At 69.0% G+C, this 13,228-nt stretch carries 12 protein-coding genes; 11 read left to right on the forward strand and 1 reads right to left on the reverse strand.

Going from position 1 to position 13,228, the window contains the following annotated elements; translation table 11 throughout:
• The first annotated feature begins 68 nt into the window (after nt 1-68).
• The gene (locus tag ACODTB_RS20100) at nt 69-965 is read left to right on the forward strand and encodes a LysR family transcriptional regulator (protein ID WP_291119702.1); all 897 of its coding nucleotides are present in this window, start codon (nt 69-71) and stop codon (nt 963-965) included.
• Here ACODTB_RS20100 and ACODTB_RS20105 read toward each other — a convergent pair.
• Nucleotides 962-1,903 (reverse strand): LysR family transcriptional regulator, encoded by a 942-nt coding sequence (locus ACODTB_RS20105; RefSeq protein ID WP_291119699.1) that lies wholly within the window; start codon nt 1,901-1,903, stop codon nt 962-964. The two genes, ACODTB_RS20100 and ACODTB_RS20105, sit on opposite strands and share 4 nt — an antisense overlap.
• Before the next feature lie 107 nt (nt 1,904-2,010).
• On the opposite strand from ACODTB_RS20105, the gene ACODTB_RS20110 reads away from it, so the two are divergent.
• The 10 genes from ACODTB_RS20110 (at nt 2,011) to ACODTB_RS20155 (ending at nt 13,077) form a co-directional block, all read left to right on the forward strand.
• Complete coding sequence (locus ACODTB_RS20110) at nt 2,011-2,973, forward strand: Bug family tripartite tricarboxylate transporter substrate binding protein (protein WP_291119696.1); 963 nt, start codon at nt 2,011-2,013, stop codon at nt 2,971-2,973.
• 2 nt (nt 2,974-2,975) lie between these two features.
• Nucleotides 2,976-4,421: an NAD-dependent succinate-semialdehyde dehydrogenase gene (locus ACODTB_RS20115; RefSeq protein ID WP_291119693.1), complete on the forward strand. Its 1,446-nt coding sequence runs from the start codon at nt 2,976-2,978 to the stop codon at nt 4,419-4,421.
• On the forward strand, nt 4,418-6,007 hold the full coding sequence (gene mdlC, locus ACODTB_RS20120; protein ID WP_291119690.1) for a benzoylformate decarboxylase: 1,590 nt from the start codon (nt 4,418-4,420) through the stop codon (nt 6,005-6,007). The genes ACODTB_RS20115 and mdlC overlap by 4 nt, the downstream gene beginning before the upstream one ends.
• A gap of 25 nt (nt 6,008-6,032) precedes the next feature.
• On the forward strand, nt 6,033-7,013 hold the full coding sequence (locus ACODTB_RS20125; protein ID WP_291119687.1) for a Bug family tripartite tricarboxylate transporter substrate binding protein: 981 nt from the start codon (nt 6,033-6,035) through the stop codon (nt 7,011-7,013).
• Nucleotides 7,010-7,732 (forward strand): arylmalonate decarboxylase, encoded by a 723-nt coding sequence (locus ACODTB_RS20130; protein WP_291119684.1) that lies wholly within the window; start codon nt 7,010-7,012, stop codon nt 7,730-7,732. Before ACODTB_RS20125 ends, ACODTB_RS20130 begins: the two co-directional genes overlap by 4 nt.
• Nucleotides 7,733-7,748: 16 nt before the next feature.
• Nucleotides 7,749-8,873 carry a mandelate racemase/muconate lactonizing enzyme family protein gene (locus tag ACODTB_RS20135; protein WP_291119682.1) on the forward strand — a complete coding sequence of 375 codons (1,125 nt, stop codon included), beginning with the start codon at nt 7,749-7,751 and terminating at the stop codon, nt 8,871-8,873.
• 4 nt (nt 8,874-8,877) lie between these two features.
• Entirely contained in the window at nt 8,878-10,017 is a 1,140-nt protein-coding gene (locus ACODTB_RS20140; protein ID WP_291119678.1) for an alpha-hydroxy acid oxidase, read from the forward strand.
• On the forward strand, nt 10,014-11,660 hold the full coding sequence (locus tag ACODTB_RS20145) for an FAD-dependent oxidoreductase (RefSeq protein WP_291119675.1): 1,647 nt from the start codon (nt 10,014-10,016) through the stop codon (nt 11,658-11,660). Before ACODTB_RS20140 ends, ACODTB_RS20145 begins: the two co-directional genes overlap by 4 nt.
• Nucleotides 11,661-11,797: 137 nt before the next feature.
• A complete protein-coding gene (locus ACODTB_RS20150) occupies nt 11,798-12,295 on the forward strand; it encodes a hypothetical protein (protein ID WP_291119672.1) in 498 nt (165 codons plus the stop codon).
• On the forward strand, nt 12,283-13,077 hold the full coding sequence (locus ACODTB_RS20155) for a DUF1828 domain-containing protein (RefSeq protein ID WP_291119671.1): 795 nt from the start codon (nt 12,283-12,285) through the stop codon (nt 13,075-13,077). The genes ACODTB_RS20150 and ACODTB_RS20155 overlap by 13 nt, the downstream gene beginning before the upstream one ends.
• Nucleotides 13,078-13,228 lie beyond the last annotated feature (151 nt).

Consider the following 13,228-nt stretch of genomic DNA (forward strand, 5'->3'; position numbering starts at 1 on the left):
TTACAGCAACACCTTTGACATTCATCAAACGGAAGATTTTGAACAACTCTTCAAGAAAATTGATCAATGTGGGCAGTCGGCAACTCCAGGCCTTTCTGGAGGTCGCGCGCCTGCGCAGCTTTGCCAAGGCGGCCGAGCAGGTGCACCTGTCGCCCTCGGGCATGAGCATGCTGGTCAAGGAACTCGAAGACCAGGTGGGTGCGCGCCTGTTCGACCGCACCACGCGCTCTGTCACGCTCACCGACGCCGGGCGCCGCCTGCAGCCGGTGGCCGAGCGCATCGTGGCCGAGCTGCGGGCCATCGACGACGTGATCGGTGGCACCGAGGCGGCCGTGCGCTCGCGCATCGACGTGGCGGCCACGCCCATGGTCTCGGCCAGCCTGTTGCCGGAGGTCATCAGCGCCTTCAACCAGAGCCACCCCCAGGTGCAGATCCACCTGGCCGACGTGGACGTGAGCGTGGTGCGCCAGCGCATCCTGGAAGGGGAGGCCGACATTGGCCTGGGCTTCTTCATCAAACCCGCCGTGGGCCTGCAGCGCCAGCCGCTGTGCAAGTTCCGGCTGATGCGCATCAGCCCGCCGGGCAAGGGTGCGGGCGGCCTGGGGCCCAGCCAGACCTGGAGCAGCCTGGCCGAGTTGCCACTCATCAGCCTGCCGGTCGACAACCCGATCCAGGCCGTGATCGAAAAACACCTCGCGCGCATCGGGCGCGCGCACGAGGAGCGCCCGCGCATGAACCTGATCGGCACCCTGATCGCGATGGTGCGCGCCGGCCGGGGCCACGCCATCGTGCCGTCCTTCGCGCTGGAGGACTGCCTGCGCCAGGGCCTCAAGGTGTCCATGCTCGGCAACCCCACGGTGCACATCGAGCTGCACGTGGTGTCGCTGCGCGGCACCCAGCCCAAGCTGGCGGCCACGGCCTTCGCGTCTGCCGTGAAGAAGGCGGCCTCGCGCCTGCCCGGTTAGGCCTTGCGAGGGCGCACGGTGCGCGCCGGCTGCCGCGCCACCTGGCGCAGCGCATCGAGCAGGCCGTCCACCGCTGCGAAGCCGCTCGCGTCCTTGCGCCAGTACATGGTCATGGCGCTGGCCGTCTCCAGCTTCAGCGGCAGGCGCTTGAGCATCTTCCAGCGCTCGGGCAGTTCGATGGCGCGCTCGGAGACCACGGCCACCATGTCGCTTTCGGCCACCAGCGCGATGGTGGCGAGCAGGGAGTTGGACTGCACGCTCGCGCCCGGGATCGCGCGGCCGGCGGCCGATAGCGCCGATTCGAGCAGGTCGCGCGCGGGGATGTCGCGCGTCCAGACCACCCAGCGCTGCGCCAGCAGGTGTGACCACTGCAGGGATTTTCGCCGGGCCAGCGGGTGGTCCGGGCGCACCGCGAAGTGCAGCCGCTCTTCGTACAGCACCTCCGAGGCGATGCCGGGGTCGTGGTACTTGGCCGCGGGGCGGCCCACCGCGATGTCGATCTCGCGCTGGGTGAGCTGCTGGAACAGCCGGTCCATTGGCGCCTCGACCAGTTCCACGCTCGCGTTGGGCATGGTGGCCAGCAGCGAGAGCACCGCCTGCGGCACCACGCCCGCGATGGTGGCGCCCGAGGCGCCGATCACGGCGCGGCCGCTGCCGCCGCTGCGCAGCGCGGCCATCTCTTCCCGCGCGCGGTCGAGCTCGTTGCCAATGTGCACCGCGAACTCGCGCAGGATCTGGCCGTGGGCGGTGGGGCGCAGCCCGCGCGCGTGGCGTTCGAACAGCGTGAGGCCGATGTCGGCTTCCAGCTCCTTGAGCCACTTCGAGAGCGCGGGCTGCGTCATGTGCAGCCGCTCGGCGGAGTGGCTGATGTTCTGCGTCTCGGCCAGGCTGACCAGGATCTGCAGGTGCCGCAGGCGCAGTCGATTCGTCCAGTCCATGGGCGGTCCTGCTATGTCCTGAAAGTTATGGATGAGAGCAATTTCTCATTTTACGTGGCATGGCATCGGGTCAATACTCGAAGCCTTCAAGAACAGGAGACAAGACCATGATCCGCCGACGCCTCGTGGCGGGCATCGCGCTTTGCGCCGTTGCCCTTGCCGCCCACGCCCAGGACAACTACCCGTCCAAGCCCATCAAGTTCGTCGTCGGCTATTCGCCCGGCGGGTCCAACGACATCCTGGCGCGCATCGTCGCCAAGCGGCTGGGCGACAGCCTGGGCCAGCCGGTGGTGGTGGAGAACCGCCCGAGCACCGGCGCCATCGTGGGCGCGGTGGTGACCAAGCAGGCCGCACCCGACGGCTACACGCTGATGATCGGCGCCAGCGGCCCGCTGGTGATCAACGCCGCCACCTATTCCAACCTGCCGTACTCGCCGCAGAAGGACTTCATCCCGATCTCCACGATCGCGACCTTCCCGCTGATCGTCTCGGTCAAGGCGGACTCGCCCTTCAAGAACATGCCCGACCTGGTGAAGTTCACCAAGGAGAACCCGCAGCTCTCCAACTACGCCTCCAGCGCCTCCACCTTCCAGCTCGCCACCGAGCTGCTGAAGGAGCGCACCGGCATCCAGTCGCAACACGTGCCCTACAAAGGCAGCGGCGACTCGATGAAGTCCGTGGCCGGTGGCGAGACCACCTTCAGCATGCTCGACCCCGGCCCGGCGGCCGGCGCCATCCACGGCAAGCTGGTGCGGGGCCTGGCCGTCTCGTCCGACGTGCGCAACCCGTCCTTCCCCGACATCCCCACGCTCAAGGAGCAGGGCATCGACCTGAGCATCCAGTTCTGGATCGGCCTGTTCGCGCCCGCCGGCACGCCCGCGCCCATCGTGAAGCTGCTGGAGCGCGAAGTGGCCAAGGCGGTGCAGCACCCGGAGACGCTCAAGAGCATGGCCCAGCTGGGCCTGACGCCGGCCTCCAGCACCTCGGAGGCTTTCACCCGCCAGATCGCGCAGGAGATCCCCGCGTGGACCGAGGTCGCCCGCAAGAACAACATCAAGGCGGACCAGTGAGCATGAGCGAGACGGTCTACCGCGCGCCGAGCCTCTTCATTGGTGGGCAATGGCGCGCCGGCAGCGCGGACACGCGCAGCCGCGTGATCAACCCGGCCACCGAGGCGGTGCTCGACGAGCTGACGCACGCCTCGGTGCGCGACCTCGACGACGCGCTGGCTGCCGCCGAGCAGGGCTTCCGCGTCTGGCGCGCCACGCCCGCAGCGACCCGCCAGCGGGTGCTGAGCCAAGGGGTACAGAACCTGCGCGCGCAGCGCGAGGCCATCGCGCGCCTGCTCACGCTGGAGCAGGGCAAGCCCCTGGCCCAGGCGCGCATGGAAGTCGATGTGGCGGCCGACATGGTGCAGTGGTACGCCGAGCAGGCCAAGCGCGTCTACGGCCGCATCCTGCCGGCGCCGCAGCCTGGCGCCGACTACGAGGTGCGCAAGGAGCCGGTGGGCCCCTGCCTGCTGATGTCGCCCTGGAACGTGCCCGTGATCCTCGCCGCGCGCAAGCTCGGCGGCGCGCTCGCGGCGGGCTGTTCCTGCATCCTCAAGCCGCCGGAGGAAACCCCGGCCTCGGTCGCGAAGATGGTCGAGTGCTTCATCGAAGCCGGCGCGCCCGATGGCGTCATCAACCTCGTCTTCGGCGTGCCGTCTTTCGTGTCTTCGCACCTGATCGCGTCGGACGTGATCCGCAAGGTGTCCTTCACCGGTTCGGTGGCGGTGGGGCAGGGCCTGGCTCGCCTGGCCGCGCCCGGCCTCAAGCGCCTCACGCTGGAGCTCGGCGGCCACTCGCCGGTGATCGTGTTCGACGACGCCGACGTGGACGCCGTGGCGCGCCAGCTGGTCGCGGCCAAGTTCCGCAACGCCGGCCAGCTCTGCCACGCGCCCACGCGCTTCTTCGTGCAAAAGGGCGCCTACGCACGCTTCGTCGACACCTTCGCGGCCACTGCCTCGCAGCTGCGCGTGGGCGACGGCCTGGCCGAAGGCACCGACATGGGGCCGCTGGCCAACGGCCGGCGCCTGGGCGCGATCCGCGAACTCGTGGCCCAGACCCGGTCCGAAGGCACGCTGGTGGCCGGCGGCGAGCGCGTGGGCGAGCAGGGCTACTTCCACCAGCCCACCGTGTTCGCCGACGTGAACCCCGATGCGAAAGCCATGCGCGAGGAGCCCTTCGGCCCGGTCGCGCTGATCCGCGCCTTCGACACGCCCGCGCAGGCCATCGAACTGGCCAACGCCACGCGCTACGGCCTGGGCTCCTACGTGTTCACCGACTCCGCGCGCCTGCAGCGCCAGATGATCGCCGAGCTGGAGGTGGGCAGCGTGGCCATCAACAGCACCGTCGTCACCGTGGCCGAAGCGCCGTTCGGCGGCGTGCGCGACAGCGGCTACGGCTACGAGAGCGGCGAAGAGGGCCTCGACAGCTACCTCCACACCAAGTTCGTCAACCGCAGCTATTCCGCATGAGCCCCGTTTCCCCGACCCCTTTCACCGTGCGCGACGGCGTGTACGACGTGCTGCGCCAGTTCGGCGTGGACACCATCTTCGGCAACCCGGGCTCCACCGAGCTGCCCATGTTCCGCGACTTCCCCAGCGACATCCAGTACGTGCTGGGCCTGCAGGAAGCCGTGTGCGTGGGCATGGCCGATGGGTACGCCCAGGCCACCGGCAAGGTCGGTCTCGTCAACCTGCACTCGGCCGCTGGCGTGGGGCACGGCATGGGCAACCTCTACACGGCGTTCAAGAACCGCACGCCGCTGGTGGTCATCGCGGGCCAGCAGTCGCGCTCCATCCAGCCGCTGGACGCCTACCTGGCCTCCGAGCGCGCCACCGAGCTGCCGCAGCCGTACGTGAAATGGAGCATCGAGCCCGCGCGCGCGCAGGACGTGCCCCAGGCCATCGCCACCGCCTGCCGCCGCGCGTTGCAGGCGCCCTGCGGCCCGGTGCTGGTCTCCGTGCCCTCGGACGACTGGGACCAGCCCGCCGAGCCGGTCGCGCACCGCGCCATGAGCCGGCGCACGGCGCCCGAGCCGCAGGCCATCGCCGCGCTGGCGCACGCGCTTTCGGCCTGCGAGCGGCCGGTGTTCGTGGCCGGCGCGGAAGTGGACCGTTCCGGCGCCTGGGACGGCATCGTCGCCCTGGCCGAGCGCCACGGTGCCAAGGTGTTCAACGCGCCCATGTCGGCGCGCGCGGGCTTCCCCGAAGACCATGCGCTGTTCCACGGCTTCCTGCCCGCGGTGAAGGCGCAGATCGTGCAGAAGCTCGCCGGCCACGACCTGATCCTGGTGATCGGCGCGCCGGTGTTCACCTACCACGTGGAAGGCGACGGCCCGCACCTGCCCGACGGCGCCACGCTGTGGCAGCTCACCGAGGACCCCGACGCCGCCGCGCGCACGCCGGTGGGCACCTCGGTGGTGGGCGACGTGGCCCTGGCGCTGCAGGCGCTGCAAGGCGCGCAGCCGCAGCGCCCGCGCACCGCGCCGCCGGCCTGGGTGCGCGAAGCGCGCGCCGAGCCGGGCGCGCCGATCCAGGTGGCCTACCTCCTGCAGACCATCGCCGAACTGCGCTCGCCCGACGACGTGATCGTGGAAGAGGCCCCCACCGCCCGCGTGGTGATGCACCAGCACCTGCCCATCCTGAAGCCGAGCAGCTTCTTCACCATGGCCAGCGGTGGCCTGGGCCACAGCATGCCGGCGGCCGCCGGCATCGCGCTGGCCTGGCGCGAGCGCCGCGTGATCGCCATCATCGGCGACGGCTCCAGCATGTACTCGATCCAGACGCTGTGGACCGCCGCGCAGCTCGGCCTGAACATCAGCTTCGTCGTGGTCAACAACCGCCGCTACGGCGCGATGAAGCGCTTCGGCGGCGTGCTCGGTTTCCCGGCCGGCGCCGTGCTGCCGGGCACCGACCTGCCCGGCATCGACTTCGTGGCGCTGGCGCAAGGGCATGGTGTGCCCGGCGAGCGCGTGGAGGACGCCGGCCAGTTGCACGCGGCCTTGAAAGCGTCCCTCGCCTCGAGAGGCCCCTCGCTCGTGGAAGTGCGGGTCGCCTGAACAACCACAACCAGGAGACAAGACGATGAACCCCAACCTCCGCCGACGAAGCTTCGTGGGCGCAGCCCTCGCCGCGGGCGCCGCGCCCCTGGCCTTCGCCCAGGCCGGCCCCTACCCCAACCGGCCGATCCGCATCTTCGTGGGCTACGCCGCCGGCGGCGCGGTGGACACCATGGCGCGCATCGTCGCGCAACGCCTCACCACCGCGCTGGGCCAGTCCGTCATCGTCGAAAACCGCGCCGGCTCGGCCGGGTTGCTGGCCGCCGACACCGTGGCCAAGTCACCCGCCGATGGCTACACGCTGCTGCACGGCGAAAGCGCGCTGCTGATCGCGCCGCAGCTGCAGAACCAGACCTCCTCGCTGGACCCGATCAAGGCGCTCGTGCCCGTCGCGGGCCTGTTCCAGTCGCGCCTGCTGCTGGTGGCGAACAACGACGTGAAGGCCAGCAACCCGGCCGAATTCCTTGCGCTGGTCAAGGCCAATCCGGGCCGCTTCACCTACGGCACCTCCGGCATCGGCACGGTGCACCACCTGGGCGTGGAGCTGTTCAAGTCGCGCACCAGGACGCACCTGCTGCACATTCCCTACCGGGGTGCGTCGCAGCTCGTCACCGACGTGATCAACGGCCAGCTGCAGTTCGGTGTGGTGAGCGCCGCGGCCGGCGTGCCGCAGGTGCGCAGCGGGCGCGTGAAGGCCGTCGCCATGTTCAGCTCGACCCGCCTGGCCGGCGCGGACGACATCGGCACCCTGGCCGAGGTGGTGCCGGGCTTTCACGTCGCCCCCCGCCAGATGCTGCTGGCACCGGCCGGCACGCCGCAGGCCATCATCGACCGCCTGAGCGCGGCCGTGGGCGAGCTGCTTGCCGCGCCCGAAGCGGTCAGCGCCGCCGCCGCGCAAGGCGTCACCACCGCCTACATGGCGCCGGGCCCGCTGGCGGCCGACGTGAAGCGCGAGTACGCGGAGTGGGGCCGGGTCATCAAGGCCCAGGGCATCTCGGCCGAATGAGCGCGCCGCGCCCCCGCATCGGCCTGATCGTGCCGCCGGCCCATGGGCGCGTGCCGCCCGATGCGCCCCTGCTGTACGGCGATCGCTTCGACTTCATCGCGCGCGGCCTCGGCATCGACGGCGTGTCGCCGCGCGGCTTCGCGCCGGTGGTGAACCAGATCGTGGACCACGCCCGCGCCCTGCACGCGGACGGCGCGCAGGCGATCTCGCTCATGGGCACCTCGCTCAGCTTCTACCAGGGCCCGGCCTTCACCGACCAGCTGCGCGACGCCATGCAGCAGGCCACGGGCGTGCCCTGCACCACCATGAGCCACGCCGTCGTCTCGGCCCTGCAGGCCCTGGGCGTGCAGCGCGTCGCGGTGGCCACCTCGTACATCGACGAACTCAATACGCGCCTGGTCGCTTACCTCGGCGCCCTGGGCTTCGAAGTCACCGCCATCGAAGGCCTGGGCATCGAGCCGGTCGGTGGTGCGGCCGAGGTCTCCACCGAACGCCTGGTTGCGCTGAGCCGGAAGGTGCATGCCCAGGCGCCTGGCGCGCAGGCCATCTTCATGTCCTGCGGCGGCCTGCTCACGCTCGACGCCATCGCCACGCTGGAAGAGCAGCTCGGCCTTCCCGCCATTGGCAGCTCGCCCAGCGGCTTCTGGGACGTGGTGCGCGCGGCGGGCCAAGACCCGCGCAGTCGCACCGCCGGCGGCCGCCTGTTCACCCTGGCCTGAACTCCACACTTCGACCATGAAAATCACCCGCATCACCGCCACCGCGCTCCACATCCCCTTCACGCTCGACGTGCCCGGCGGCGGCCAGCACAAGGAAGCGCTTGGCTGCTGCGTGGTCGAAGTAGAGACCGACGAAGGCCTGATCGGCCACGGCCTGACGGCGATCACGCAGGAGAAGGTGGCCGAGTCCATCATCACCCACGTGCTCGCGCCCGCCCTCATCGGCACCGACCCGCTGGCGCACGAAGCGCGCTGGGAGCAGATGTACTGGCTCACCGCCTCGCGCGGGCAGACCGGCTATGCGCAGCACGCCATCGCCGCCATCGACGTGGCGCTGTGGGACATCAAGGGCAAGGCGCTGAAGCAGCCGATCTGGCGGTTGCTCGGCGCGGCGCGCAAGGAGCTCGACATCTATGCCACCTTCGGTTTCGAGTTCCTCGACATCGACGGCCTGCGAAGCGCGGTCAAGTCGCTGTCCACCGAAGGCGTGGAGCACCTGAAGATGGTGGTGGGCTTTCGCGCGCTGCCGCGCCGCGAGAGCCGCAGCCTGATGTCCGTGATCCAGGAAGACGCCCGGCGCGTGCGCGCGGTGCGCGAGGCCGCGGGCGACGAGGTCTCGCTCTACATGGACGCCAACTGCGGCCTGGACGCGTACCACGCCGAGCGCCTGATCCGCCTGACCGCCGACTGCAACCTCGGCTTCTTCGAAGAGCCGATCACGCAGAACGACGTGCTCGCCATGGCCGACCTGCGCGCGCGCACCGGCATGCCGCTGACCTGCGGCCAGAACGAAGGCCTGGCCTACCGCTTCCGCGACTGGCTCATGGCGCGCAGCGTGGACTTCGTGCAACCCAACGTGGTCATCACCGGCGGCTTCACGCAGTGCGTGCGCATCGCCGCGCTGGCCAACGCCTTCAACGTCTCCATCACCAGCGGCGGCGCCTACCCGCTGCACAACATGCACCTGCAGGCCGGCGTGGGCAACGGCACCAAGGTCGAGTGGCACCTGCCGGTGGTGGCCATGATGAAGCACCTCTACCAGGGCTTCCCCGAGCCCGTGGGTGGGCGCATCACCATGTCGGAAGCGCCGGGCCTGGGCTTCGCCCTGATCCCCGGCGCCGTGCAGGCGCTGCGGGCCTGACGCCGTGATCCTGAACGTCGACGACTTCGAGGCCGCCGCGCGATCGCGCCTGCCGCGCGCGCTCTACGGCTTCGCGGCCAACGGCTCGGAGCGCGGCGCTTCGGTGCAGGCCAACGCGCGCGCGTTCGAGCGCTGGGCCTTCGTGCCGCGCACGCTGGTGGACGTGGCCTCCGTGAAGCAGGACACCACGCTGTTCGGCACCACTTACGCCTCGCCCTTCGGCATCGCGCCCATGGGCGGCTGCGCGCTGTTCGCGCACCGCGCGGACCTCGCGCTCGCGCTGGGCGCGCGCGCCGGCGGCGTGCCCTTCGTGCTCAGCGCCGCCTCCAGCGTGCCGCTGGAGCAGGTGATGGAAGCCGCGCCCGGCAGCTGGTACCAGGGCTACGTGCCCGGTGACGAGGCGCGCATCACCGCCTTGCTGACGCGGCTGCGCAGCGCCAAGGTGGACGTGCTCGTCGTTACGGTGGACGTGCCCATTGCCTCCAACCGCGACCGCGACCGGCGCCTGGGCTTCACCATCCCGCTCAAGCCGCGCCTCTCGCTCGCCGTGGACGGCGTGCTGCACCCGCGCTGGCTGTGCGGCACCTTCGCGCGCACCCTGCTGGCCGACGGCATTCCGCGCCTGCCCAACTTCGGCGGCGAGGCCACGGGCCGGCCCATCATCGCCACGCCCACGGCCGCCGCCCGCTCGGACCGCGACCGCTTCACCTGGGCCCACGTGGCCTTCATCCGCCGCCAGTGGGGCGGGGCGCTGCTCATCAAGGGCGTGCTCAGCGCCGACGACGCGCGGCTGGCGCGCGAAGCCGGCGTGGACGGCCTCATCGTCTCCAACCATGGCGGGCGCCAGCTCGATGGCGCGGCCGCGCCGCTGGACGTGCTGCCCGAGGTGCTGGACGCGGCGGGCGAGCTGCCGGTGTGCCTGGATGGCGGCATCCGGCGCGGCACCGATGCGCTCAAGGCCCTCGCGCTCGGCGCGCGCCTGGTCTTCGTGGGCCGCCCCATGCTGTACGCCGCCACCGTCGGCGGGCAGGCCGGGGTCGAGCAGGCGATCGGCATCCTGCAGAGCGAGATCAAGACCAGCCTGGCCCTGCTGGGCTGCACCCGCATCGACGAACTTCGGCCTTCCCACCTTCGCCTGTCATGAGCACCACCACCCATTCGGCCCAGGTCCTGATCGTGGGCGGCGGCCCGGTCGGCCTCACGCTCGCCATCGACCTCGCACAACGTGGCATCGACGTGCTGCTGGTCGAGCAGCGCCCGCGCGGCGAACGGCCCGAGGCCAAGTGCAACCACGTCTCGGCGCGCTCCATGGAGATCTTTCGCCGCCTCGGCGTGGCCAAGGCCTTGCGCGACACCGGTCTGCCGGCCGACCACCCCGCCGACGTGGCCTACCGCACCACCTTCACCGGCGACGAACTCTCGCGCATCCCCATCCCCTCGCGGCGCGACCGCTACACCGCCACGCAAGGCCCCGACACCGGCTGGCCCACGCCCGAGCCGCCGCACCGCATCAACCAGATCTACCTGGAGCCGGTGCTGTTCGACCACGCGCTGGCCACGCCCGGCCTGCGCATCCTCACGCACACCCGCATTGAAGACCTCGCGCAGGACGACACGGGCGTGAGCGCCCAGGCCGTGGACATCGCCAGCGGCGGCACGGTGATGCTGCGCGCCGACTACCTCATTGGCTGCGATGGCGGTCGTTCTCTCGTGCGCAAGAAGATCGGGGCCGCGCTGCACGGGGTGGAAGTGGTGCAGCGCGTGCAGTCCACCTTCCTGCGCGCGCCCGACCTGCTGCAACGCGCCAAGCACCCACCGGCCTGGGCCACCTTCTCGTACAACCCGCGCCGCAGCGGCAACGTGTACGCCATCGACGGCATCGAGACCTTCGTGGTGCACAACTACCTGCGCCCCGGCGAGACCGACTTCGAGTCGGTGGACCGCGACGCCTGCATCCGCACCATCCTCGGCGTGGGCGCCGACTTCCGCTACGACGTGATCTCGAAGGAAGACTGGATCGGCCGCCGCCTCGTGGCCGACAAGCTGCGCGAGCGGCGCATCTTTATCTGCGGCGACGCCGCGCACCTCTGGGTGCCCATGGCCGGCTACGGCATGAACGCCGGCATCGCCGACGCCATGAACCTCTCGTGGCTGCTCGCGGGCCACCTGCAGGGCTGGGCCGGACCGCGCGCCCTCGATGCCTACGAAGCCGAGCGCCTGCCCATCACCGAACAGGTGTCGCGCTTCGCCATGAACCATGCCATTGCGCTGCAGAAGGAGCGCGAGAGCGTGCCACCCGACCTGGAAGCCGAAGGCCCGACAGGTGTGGCTCTGCGCGCCGCCGCCGGCAAGACCCTGTACGACCTCAACGTGAAGCAGTACTGCTGCGCGGGCCTGAACTTCGGCTACTTCTACGACACCTCACCCTTGATCGCGCCCGACGGTGAAAGCCCGCCCGGCTACACCATGGACACGTTCACGCCCTCCACCGTGCCGGGCTGCCGCACGCCGCATGTGTGGCTGGATGATGGGCGCTCACTCTACGACGCGATGGGTGATGGGTTTGCGCTGCTGAGCACCGACCCCCAGGCGAATGCGGGCCCTTTGCTCGACGCCGCGAAGCAGCGCGGCCTGCCGCTGCGCGTGGTGGACCTGGCTTCGGCCGACGCCGCTGGCGTCTACCGCCACCGCTGGGTGCTGTCCCGGCCGGACCAGCATGTGGCCTGGCGCGGGGATGAACTGCCGGCCGATCCCCTGGCCTTGATTGATCGGGTGCGCGGCGCTTAGCGCTGTGGATATACTGATTTCGGTTTACATTTAAGTGGGCGTTGCAGGCTCACCATCAGTGGGGAGGCCGTTCGGCGCGTTGCACTGCCTTGTTTCATAGCTGGCCGTCCCTGAAACCGACCATCATGGAGGGGCTCGTGAAACTGCGACGTGTCATCAATGGCGAGAAAACCATCAAAGACGTGGGATCGTGGAAAACAGGCGAAAAGATGCCCAGGACCGCGTTCCCCGTGCGCGGAGCGGGGTTCAAGGTGCCGGGCAAGTACACATGGCGTATCGTTCGATTCCTGTGCGAAGGCGAGTCGTTTCGCCTTCTGATGGCGTATCGGCTGGACTTGCAGCGTGCGATGTTCTACCTGGGCAAGGAGGTCGTGTCTGAGATGCTGGTTCTCTGCCGATATGAGTTCCACGCAGACGAGCCGGGGTGGCACATGCACTGCATCTGTGATGACAAGGACAAAACCTCCGGGCGGTTGACCTGCGATGACAAGCGTCTGCCTCACTGGGCTTCGTTTCATCGGGAGTTGACACTGGGCATCACACGCGCCGAGGATGCTTACAAGCGTGCGGACCGGGTGTTCCGGCTGTCCAAAACCCCGCCCTACGAGTTGGAGGGTCAACCATGGCAAGCATGATCAAAGAAGAACTGTGCCAGGCGTTCTGCGGGATGCTGTCGGTCCATGAGATACCGGCCGGTTATGCCGTAGGCACCGGTCATGAGGGCATGAATGGAGATCACATCGGCTTCTACGTGATTGGACCTGACATCGCTGGTCGATACGTGGTTCAGGACGACGGCCTCACGATGGCCACGCTGGAAGCATCTGGCGTTGACCTCACCAACAAGTCGCGCAGTGCGATGCTTTCTGAATTGCGAGAGCAATACGCGGTCCTTTTCGATCAGGAGTCCGGGGAGTTGAAGACGGACCACATCGATCAGCAGGAAGTCGGGCGCGTCGCCATGCGTTTTATCGCCTTCATGTTGCGGGTGCAGGATCTGTTGCTGACGACGCAGGAACGCACGCTCAGCACATTTCGAGAGGACGCATCGGTTCTGATTCGCCAGATCGCAGGCGATCGAGCTGAGATCATCGAGAACTACGTCGTCAGTCCACTGATCTCGGATGTTTCCGCAGAGCTTGCGATCCTCGCTCCCAACCGACCACCGGTGGCGGTCTTTTTTGGTATCGACGATTCGCATGTGATGGAAGCGTTGCTCTTGCAGTCGTATGCCGAAAACAAGAAGGTCGATTGCAAGGTGATCGCACTTCTGGAGACGGAAGGCGCTGTCAAAGGCAAGACCCGCCAGCGTGCGAACAACCACCTCACTGCGGTTCCCAACTTCCGTGGTGACGAGGAAGCCGCTTGCAAGCGCATCGTGCGAGAGGCGTTGGGCATTGACCCGACCGTTCATTGACGTCTGTGTATACTTCTTTTGTTGTACAAAATATGTGCAACCGGGATTGGCGTCCCGAACCCTGAAAATTGACGAAGTGGCTGCAACAAGTGCGTTGCAGCCACTTCCTTCTTCTTGTCTGTGTCACTTTTATGGTGGCCCGGGCGGGGAG

Source organism: Hydrogenophaga sp. FG152 (assembly GCF_057809615.1).